Below are 462 nucleotides of genomic sequence, written 5' to 3' on the forward strand. Positions count from 1 at the left end.
TTGTGGTTGGTTTGGGGTTAGTCGGTGGGTTTGGGGATGTCGCTTATATCTATTCCGAGTTCTTTTGCGAGGGCTTGGAAGGCTTTTATGAGGTAGAGGCCGTTGCGGTAGTAGCCTTGGCCCATTTGTTTTTCGTTTACTGCGAGGAGGCGGTTTTGTATTGCCATTGAGTATTCGCAGTGTTCGAAGGTTGGGTATACGTCGGTGTAGTACCAGTGGGAGTTGTAGAGGTTTTTGAATTGGTTTTTTTGGGATTCGTCTTGTTCTTGGAAGGCGCGTTTTACCGCTTTGAAGTCTTCTTTGATGGCGGTTTCGAGGTCGGGTTGTTCGGGTAGGTTTTGTGTTGGGTCGGGGTATTCGGGTTTGGGGTTGCGTACTGCGTCGAGGTCGATTGGGGGGCGGACGGCGCGGCGTGCTTGGTTGAGTGCGTCTAGTGGGTTGCTCATTTGGTGCTCCTTTAGT

General features: G+C 51.1%; 1 protein-coding gene. It reads right to left on the minus strand.

What is annotated here, in order from left to right; genetic code table 11:
- Positions 1–17 precede the first annotated feature (17 nt).
- A partial coding sequence (locus QP381_RS08530; protein ID WP_285068504.1) for a hypothetical protein occupies positions 18–462 on the minus strand: 445 nt, incomplete at its 5' end.

The sequence above is a fragment of the Pauljensenia sp. UMB6358 genome (assembly GCF_030216865.1).
Lineage (GTDB): Bacteria > Actinomycetota > Actinomycetes > Actinomycetales > Actinomycetaceae > Pauljensenia > Pauljensenia turicensis_A.